General features: G+C 72.8%; 9 protein-coding genes. 6 read left to right on the forward strand and 3 right to left on the reverse strand.

Translation table 11 applies throughout. The features are described 5' to 3' along the window. Positions 1 to 240 precede the first annotated feature (240 nt). Positions 241 to 828, forward strand: coding sequence for a lytic polysaccharide monooxygenase (locus tag ACFVYI_RS22955; RefSeq protein WP_387888537.1), 588 nt, complete (start codon positions 241 to 243; stop codon positions 826 to 828). Between the two features lie 117 nt (positions 829 to 945). On the opposite strand, the gene ACFVYI_RS22960 is transcribed toward ACFVYI_RS22955, so the two are convergent. Both ACFVYI_RS22960 and phoU read right to left on the reverse strand, forming a co-directional pair. Further along, positions 946 to 1,122 (reverse strand): hypothetical protein, encoded by a 177-nt coding sequence (locus ACFVYI_RS22960; RefSeq protein ID WP_387888540.1) that lies wholly within the window; start codon positions 1,120 to 1,122, stop codon positions 946 to 948. 335 nt (positions 1,123 to 1,457) lie between these two features. Then, complete coding sequence (phoU, locus tag ACFVYI_RS22965; RefSeq protein WP_387888543.1) at positions 1,458 to 2,135, reverse strand: phosphate signaling complex protein PhoU; 678 nt, start codon at positions 2,133 to 2,135, stop codon at positions 1,458 to 1,460. A 306-nt stretch (positions 2,136 to 2,441) separates the two neighbouring features. Between phoU and ACFVYI_RS22970 the strand changes: the two genes are divergently transcribed. Both ACFVYI_RS22970 and ACFVYI_RS22975 read left to right on the forward strand, forming a co-directional pair. Continuing rightward, positions 2,442 to 3,728 (forward strand): sensor histidine kinase, encoded by a 1,287-nt coding sequence (locus ACFVYI_RS22970; protein WP_387888545.1) that lies wholly within the window; start codon positions 2,442 to 2,444, stop codon positions 3,726 to 3,728. A 2-nt stretch (positions 3,729 to 3,730) separates the two neighbouring features. Further along, positions 3,731 to 4,423, forward strand: coding sequence for a response regulator transcription factor (locus tag ACFVYI_RS22975; RefSeq protein WP_360634367.1), 693 nt, complete (start codon positions 3,731 to 3,733; stop codon positions 4,421 to 4,423). A 186-nt stretch (positions 4,424 to 4,609) separates the two neighbouring features. Here ACFVYI_RS22975 and ACFVYI_RS22980 read toward each other — a convergent pair whose 3' ends face one another. Further along, a complete protein-coding gene (locus ACFVYI_RS22980; protein ID WP_387888547.1) occupies positions 4,610 to 5,251 on the reverse strand; it encodes a DUF461 domain-containing protein in 642 nt (213 codons plus the stop codon). A gap of 439 nt (positions 5,252 to 5,690) precedes the next feature. On the opposite strand from ACFVYI_RS22980, the gene ACFVYI_RS22985 reads away from it, so the two are divergent. The 3 genes from ACFVYI_RS22985 to ispF all read left to right on the forward strand — a co-directional run bounded on the left by ACFVYI_RS22985 (position 5,691) and on the right by ispF (position 7,756). Beyond that, a complete protein-coding gene (locus tag ACFVYI_RS22985; RefSeq protein ID WP_030244332.1) occupies positions 5,691 to 6,173 on the forward strand; it encodes a CarD family transcriptional regulator in 483 nt (160 codons plus the stop codon). Positions 6,174 to 6,453: 280 nt separating this feature from the next. Then, positions 6,454 to 7,212, forward strand: a complete 759-nt coding sequence (ispD, locus tag ACFVYI_RS22990; protein ID WP_387888688.1) for a 2-C-methyl-D-erythritol 4-phosphate cytidylyltransferase — start codon at positions 6,454 to 6,456, stop codon at positions 7,210 to 7,212. Continuing rightward, positions 7,202 to 7,756 (forward strand): 2-C-methyl-D-erythritol 2,4-cyclodiphosphate synthase, encoded by a 555-nt coding sequence (ispF, locus tag ACFVYI_RS22995; RefSeq protein WP_387888549.1) that lies wholly within the window; start codon positions 7,202 to 7,204, stop codon positions 7,754 to 7,756. Before ispD ends, ispF begins: the two co-directional genes overlap by 11 nt. Positions 7,757 to 7,889: the final 133 nt, after the last annotated feature.

Below are 7,889 nucleotides of genomic sequence, written 5' to 3' on the forward strand. Positions count from 1 at the left end.
CCCCGATACGGGGGAGGCGGGGCCGTCGCCGTTCCGCTCGAACTCCCAACCCGCCTGTGCGACAAGGGGGTTCGGTGTTTCGCCAAGGTGGTTCAGACCATTGACGGTAGCCCCGGGGGGCTCCTACCGTGTGAGCACTGACCTGGCACAGGCATGCCAACGGATCTTCCGTGGCCGCCGCACCCCCACGCGCGCGCCTGTGCCCGGCGCACTCTCCATCCACCCCCACGGAGGAGCACCATGCGCACACGTCATCTCGTCGGAGCGGCCGTCGCCGCCATCGCCGTCCCGCTCACCGTCGCCCTGCCCGCACAGTCGCACGGCTACATCTCGACCCCGCCCAGCCGGGCCGCGCTCTGCGGGGCCGGTACGGTCACCAACTGCGGTGCGATCCAATGGGAGCCGCAGAGCGTCGAGGGGCCGAAGGGCTTCCCGGGCAGAGGGCCGGCCGACGGCACCATCTGCGCCGGCGGCAACAGCCGGTTCGCCGAGCTGGACGACCCGCGCGGCGGCAACTGGCCCACCACCAAGGTGACGGCGGGGCAGCAGCTCACCTTCACCTGGAAGTTCACCGCCCGGCACGCGACCACGAACTTCAAGTACTACCTGACCAAGGCCGGCTACAACGCGGCCCAGCCGGTCACCCGGGCCAGTCTGGAACTGACGCCGTTCCTGACCGTCCCGTACAGCGGCGCCCAGGTGCCGAGCACCGTCAGCCACTCCGCGACCATCCCGAGCGGCCGTACCGGCCACCAGGTGGTCGTCGCGGTCTGGGAGATCTCCGACACCGGCAACGCCTTCTACTCCTGCACCGACGTCCGGTTCTGACCCGCGCCGCACGGGCGAGGGGCCCGGCGGCCGGAGAACGCCGACCGGGAAACCGGGGTGCACGACCGTCTCCCACGGCGGCCGTGCACCACGGAGCTTCGCGGGCTGCGCCGGTCCTCAGTGGCCGCAGCAGCCGCCGCTGACGCCGCCGCACTGGCAGGGTGCGCCGGACTGGCAGCCGCAGCCGCAGCCCGGGCCGCAGCCGCAGCCGGCCGCGAGGACGGGCAGCAGCTTCGGGGTGGTCGGCTCGACGATGTCGTGGGCCGGTGCCGGTCGGGTCGGGTTTGCCTTCATCGCGCTGGAACCCTCCTTGTGACGGGCACACTTCGGTGCCTACGGCATTGAGTGAAACCGCCGATCGGACGGAGCGTCAACGGGCGCGCAGTGGTGGGAGGCCCATCGGGTCGTGCGCCCCCACCACCCCCGCCCGAGGTTTACTCACCCTGCGGGGTGAGCGCCGGCGGCCCGGGAGGCCGGAGCCCGCCGGACCCGGAGACCGTGGCCCGGCCGACCCGGGGCCCCCGGGCCGCCGTTTCGCCGCCGAGGCACCGCCGTCCGCGGGTGGGAACGCCGACGCCTCCGGAGGCGGGACCGACCCTGCCTCCGGAGGCGCCGTACCGCGCCCGGGGTCACTCCCCGGCGGCCTCCGAGGAGGCCACGAAGTCGTCCACGTGCTCGCCGGTCACCAGGTACACCACGCGCTTGGCCACCGAGACCGCGTGGTCCGCGTAGCGCTCGTAGTAGCGGCCGACCAGCGTGACGTCCACCGCGGTCTCGATCCCGTGCTGCCAGCGGTCGTCGATCAGGTGCGCGAACAGCTCGCGGTGCAGTGCGTCGATCGCGTCGTCGTCCTGCTCCAGCTCCAGCGCCTTGTCGACGTCCTTGGTGGCGATCACCAGGCCCGCCTTGGCCACCAGCCGCTGGGCGAGCTGGCCCATCTCCAGGACGGTCGCGTGCAGGTCGCTCGGCACCGCGGACTCGGGGTAGCGCAGCCGCGCGACCTTGGCCACGTGCCGGGCGAGGTCGCCACAGCGCTCCAGGTCGGCGCTCATCCGCAGCGAGGTGACGACGATGCGCAGGTCGGTGGCGACCGGCTGCTGGCGGGCGAGCAGGTCGATCGCCCGGTTCTCCAGCTCGTGGTGCAGGTTGTTGATCTTCTCGTCGGCGGCGATCACGCTCTCCGCCAGCGCCAGGTCCGCGTCGAGGAGCGCGGTGGTGGCCCGGCCCAGGGCGGAGCCGACCAGCCGGGCCATCTCGATCAGGCTGTCGCCGATCGAGTCGAGTTCCTCGTGGTACGCGTCGCGCATGCTCTCTCCTCAGTAGCTGTGTCGGTGGCGGTGCCGACCGGTCGTTCCGTACGACCGTCGGTACGGCGTGCGGATGACCGCTGCTGGTGGCGCGCATCGTACGCGCGCACCGGGGGCGACGGACAGGCGTTCGACCCGCCGACCCACCCACACGGGCTGCGTGGCCAACTTTGGGCCGTCCGGGCGACCACGCACGACCCGTGCGGTGAATCGGCAGCTACGTGGAGGTGAATTCTCGGCAACGGGCGGCCGATCCCTTGATCCGACCCTGGAGGAGAGGCCTCGTCGTGCGCTTAGGCTGGCGGTATGGACGTGAACGTGGCCGCCGCCGCTGCCTGCGCCATAGCCGGGCTCGGCGTCGGCCTCACGGCCTCCATCGCCTTCCGTTGGAGCGAGCGCGAACAGGCCAAGGGCAGATACGGCGGCACCAACGGCAGAACCCGGCAACAGGGGCTCACCACCCCTGCCCACGAACCCCCGCTCCCCCCGGGGGTCGACACCGTCCTCTCCGTGCTGCGCTCCTGCGCGATCGTGCTCGGCGAGGGCGACGAGGTGGTCAAGGCCAGCTCGGCGGCGTACGCGATGGGACTGGTGCGCGGCGGCGCGGTCGCCGTCGACCAGATGCTCGCGCTGGCCCGGGCCACCCGCAGGGACGGCGAGATCCGCCAGGTCGAGCTGGAGGTGCCCCGCCCGGGTGCGGCGCGGGCCGCCGAACCGCTCGCGGTGTCGGTCCGGGTCGCCCCGCTGGGCTCCCGGCTGGTCCTGGTCCTGGTCGAGGACCAGACCGACCGCCGTCGGGTCGAGGCGGTCCGCCGCGACTTCGTCGCCAACGTCAGCCACGAGCTCAAGACCCCGGTCGGCGCGCTCTCGCTGCTCTCCGAGGCGGTGGCCGACGCGTCCGACGACCCGGAGGCGGTCCAGCGCTTCGCCGGCCGGATGCAGATCGAGGCGACCAGGCTGGCCAGCCTGGTCCAGGAGATCATCGACCTCTCCCGGGTCCAGGACGACCGGCTGATGGTCGACCCGGAGCCGGTCGCGGTGGACGAGCTGATCGCCGAGGCGATCGACCGCTGCCGCCAGCAGGCCGCCGCCAAACAGATCCTGATCGCGGCCGGCGGCATCGCCGGCCTCTACCTGCACGGCCACCGCGGCCAGCTCGCCGCGGCCCTCGGCAACCTGGTCGAGAACGCCGTCAACTACAGCCCGCCGCGGACCAGGGTCGCGATCGCCACCCGACGGATCTCCAGCGCCGCCGCCCTCGGCGAGGCCGACGGAGAGCTGATCGAGATCTCGGTGACCGACCAGGGCATCGGCATCTCCGAGAAGGACCGCGAGCGGGTCTTCGAACGGTTCTACCGGGTCGACCCGGCCCGCTCGCGGGCGACCGGCGGTACCGGCCTCGGCCTCTCCATCGTCAAGCACGTGGCCGCCTCGCACGGCGGCACCGTCTCGGTGTGGAGCGTCGAGGGCCAGGGCTCCACCTTCACCGTGCGCCTGCCCGCCGGGCAGGCCCCCGCGGACCACAAGCTCCCCGTCGGGGAGTCCGCGCAACCCCTGTCAGACACAACCCCCCAGCTTGCCCCGGAGGCCTGATCGTGACCCGAGTACTGGTGGTCGAGGACGAGGAGTCGTTCAGCGACGCTCTCTCGTACATGCTCCGCAAGGAGGGCTTCGAGGTGGCCATCGCCGCCACCGGCCCCGACGCGCTGGAGCAGTTCGAACGGAACGGCGCCGACCTCGTCCTGCTCGACCTGATGCTGCCGGGGCTGCCCGGTACCGAGGTCTGCCGCCAGCTCCGGGTGCGCTCGAACGTCCCGGTGATCATGGTCACCGCCAAGGACAGCGAGATCGACAAGGTGGTCGGCCTGGAAATAGGTGCGGACGACTACGTCACCAAGCCGTACTCCACCCGTGAGCTGGTGGCCCGGATCCGCGCGGTGCTGCGCCGCCGCGGCGAGACCGAGGGCCCCGGCGACGGCGGCGGCCCCGGCGCGCTGGAGGCGGGCCCGGTCCGGATGGACGTCGACCGCCACGTGGTCACCGTCGACGGTGCCAAGGTCGACCTGCCGCTCAAGGAGTTCGACCTGCTGGAGATGCTGCTCCGCAACGCGGGCCGGGTGCTCACCCGGATGCAGCTGATCGACCGGGTCTGGGGCGCGGACTACGTCGGCGACACCAAGACCCTCGACGTCCACGTGAAGCGCCTGCGGGCGAAGATCGAGCCGGACCCGGGCGCGCCGCGCTACCTGGTCACGGTCCGTGGCCTCGGCTACAAGTTCGAGCCGTAGACCGAACGGGCCCCGTGGCACCGGGGGCGGGGCGGGCGGCGTGAGCCGTCCACCCGGCCTCCGGCCCCCGCCCCGCTCCCGGTCGCGGAGACCGACGAAGGACCCCTCCGGGCAGCCGCCCGGAGGGGTCCTTCGCGTGTGCCCGCGGGCGGCGCGCCCGGAGGCGCCTCGCCCGCAGGCGGTTCGTCAGTGGGTGCCGGCGGCCGGCGAGGCGGTGCCGGCCGTGGTGGCCGCACCGGTGGTGGGCGCCGCACCGGCGGAGGCGCCGGCTGAGGGCGAGCCGGCGGCCTTGGACGGCACGGCGGCGGGGGAGGCGGTCGGGCCCCAGCCCTTGTACAGCCCCTTGTTCGGGCTGACCGCGGCCTCGGTCGCGACCTTCTCGCCGTTCTTGAAGGCGAAGGCGGTGGGCACGAAGCCGCCGACGTGCACGCTGGCGGAGGCGACCCGGGCGGACGGGTTGCCCTCGCCGCCGAGCAGCACCGCGCCGCCGGGCGGGACGACGATGGTGCTCAGCGGAGCACCCTTCTCGTCGGCGAAGACGGCGGTGGCGCCGTCGCCCACGACGATGGACTGGAGCTCGGCGGGCTCCGCCCCGGTGTTGCTGATGTTCACCGACACGTTGGCGGGGCCGGTGTGCTCGCCGGAGGACTCGTCCCCGGTGACGACGACGATGTTGTTCAGCAGGAGATCCGTGCCGAGCGTCGCCGAGGCGTTGTCGGGCTTGATCTCCAGGGTCTCCGCGTTGTTGCCGGCGGAGCAGGACGACAGCGAGGCGATGGCGAGGGCGGCGATGGCGGCGATGCTGCCGACTCGAATGCTGCGGCTCACGGCGGCGGCTTCTCCTAGGTCACGTGTCGGGTGGTCAGGTCTCAGATTATCGACCTCGTTTATGCGCAGCTCACGGGGTGGTCCCCGTGTCGCGCCCCCGGAGTCCGCCGGGGCGCCCGGACGGCGGCACGGCGCCGACTTCGAGGGCCGTGCATCGCCGTGTCCAGGTCAAGGGCCGACCAAGATCGGATCACGATCGGGAAACGGCCCGATAAACGGTGAAAACTCAAGATCCAATCACGGTTTCAGGAGTGTTGCCGCAGGTTTCGGCAGGCACTGGAACCGCCTCCGACCTGCGGGAAGCCCGCGCCGAACGCCGCCCGCAGCACGTCATGGGGGTCCTTGTCAAGCCCCGAGACCGGCCCTGACCTGCGAAAACGCCCTTCGGGTGCGCCGAAAAGCGTGTTATTCTGGAAAGCCACGGAAGGGGTCCTGTCACATGACGTTCAAGGTTGGCGACACGGTGGTCTACCCCCATCACGGGGCCGCGCTGATCGAGGCCATCGAAATTCGCCAGATCAAAGGTGTGGACAAGACCTACCTGGTGCTCAAGGTGCAGCAGGGAGACCTGACGCTCCGCGTGCCCGCCGAGAACGCGGAGTTCGTCGGCGTGCGCGATGTGGTCGGCCAGGAGGGTCTCGACCGGGTCTTCGAGGTGCTTCGCGCACCGTACACCGAAGAGCCGACCAACTGGTCCCGTCGCTACAAGGCGAACCTGGAGAAGCTCGCTTCGGGTGACGTTATCAAGGTCGCCGAGGTTGTGCGCGACCTCTGGCGCCGCGAGCGCGAGCGCGGTCTGTCGGCCGGCGAGAAGCGCATGCTCGCCAAGGCGCGCCAGATCCTCGTCAGCGAGCTCGCGCTGGCCGAGAACACCAACGAGGACAAGGCGGAGACGCTGCTCGACGAGGTGCTCGCCTCGTAGTGCAGTCGGGCTTGCGCCCACCGCTCACACGCTCACAGCGCCCGATGCCGGCGCGCCGCTCACCGGACGGATCGTCCTGGAGTGGTGCAGTGGCACTTCGGGCGCTGAGGCGTGTCCGGACGACGCCCCCGCACCCGAGCCGGCCGGCCCCGGGTCCGCATGACCGTTTCTGCGCGTTCTGCGTGCTCTGTGGGCGGGAGACCGTGGAGCTTTTCGGAAGGGGTCCCGCGCGCCCGTCGTGCACGCCATGGCCATACCCACTTCGCCGAAGGAGTGAAACCTGAACGCCACAGGAGCAGTCGCAGCAGCAGTGGTGCCCGCCGCCGGACGCGGTGAGCGGCTGGGGCCGGGAGCCCCCAAGGCCCTGCGGGAACTGGGCGGGGTGCCGCTCCTGGTGCACGCCGTCAGGGCGCTGACCCGCAGCCGGGCGGTCGGCCTGGTCGTGGTCGCCGCGCCGGCCGACGGGGTGGCCGAGGTGGTCGGACTGCTCGACAGCCACGGCCTGGACGGCAAGGACGTCCGGGTGGTGCCGGGCGGGGCGACCCGCCAGGAGTCGGTCCGGCTCGGCCTCGCCGCGATCCCGGCCGAGGTGGAGATCGTCCTGGTGCACGACGCGGCCCGCCCGCTCGTCCCGGTCGAGGTGGTGGACGCGGTCGCGGCCGCCGTCCGCGCCGGGGCCGAGGCGGTGGTTCCGGCCGTGCCGCTCGCCGACACGGTCAAGCGGGTCGAGCCGAACCCCGGCGGACCCGAACCGGTGCTCGACACGCCCGACCGGTCCACCCTGCGGGCCGTCCAGACGCCGCAGGGCTTCCGTCGGGAGACGCTGGCCGAGGTGCACGCCAAGGCGCTCGCCGAGGAGAACGCCGGAGGCGCCGACGCGCTGCCGGCGGTCACCGACGACGCGGGCCTGGTGGAGCGCTTCGGCGGCCGGGTGGTGGTGGTGCCCGGCCACGAGGAGGCGTTCAAGGTGACCCGCCCGCTGGACCTCGTGCTCGCCGAGGCCGTTCTCGCCCGCCGGAGGGCCTCCGATGCCTACTGACCCGACGCAGCCCGCCGCCCCGGCGCCGTCCGCCGTTCCGACGCGGGCCGCCGAGCCGCAGGTGCCGCTGATCCCCCGGGTCGGCATCGGTACCGACGTGCACGCCTTCGAGGCCGGACGCCCGCTCTGGGTGGCCGGCCTGGAGTGGCCGGGCGCCGAGTACGGCCTGGCCGGGCACTCGGACGCCGACGTGGCCGCGCACGCCTCCTGCGACGCGCTCTTCTCGGCCGCCGGGATCGGCGACCTGGGCGCGCACTTCGGCACCGACCGGCCGGAGTGGTCGGGCGCGTCCGGGGTCCGGCTGCTCGGCGAGGCCGCCCGGTTGGTGCGCGAGGCCGGCTTCGAGATCGGCAACGTCTCGGTCCAGGTGATCGGTGTCCGGCCGAAGATCGGCAAGCGCCGGGCCGAGGCGCAGGCCGCGCTCTCGGCGGCGGTCGGTGCGCCGGTCTCGGTCTCCGGGACCACGACGGACGGTCTCGGCCTCACCGGCCGGGCCGAGGGGCTGGCGGCGATCGCCACCGCGCTGGTGTACGAGCGCCGCTGAGCAGGGTCGGGCACCTGCGGGGGCCGGGCGGGCCGGACGGCCCGGTGGGCCGTCCGGGTGGTCCGTTCCGGGAATACCCGGACGGTGACGAGTGTTCAGGAGCCGTGGCCGGGGCGCGAGTCGCTACCGTTCC

This window comes from Kitasatospora sp. NPDC058218 (genome assembly GCF_042882445.1).
Taxonomy (GTDB): Bacteria; Actinomycetota; Actinomycetes; order Streptomycetales; family Streptomycetaceae; genus Kitasatospora.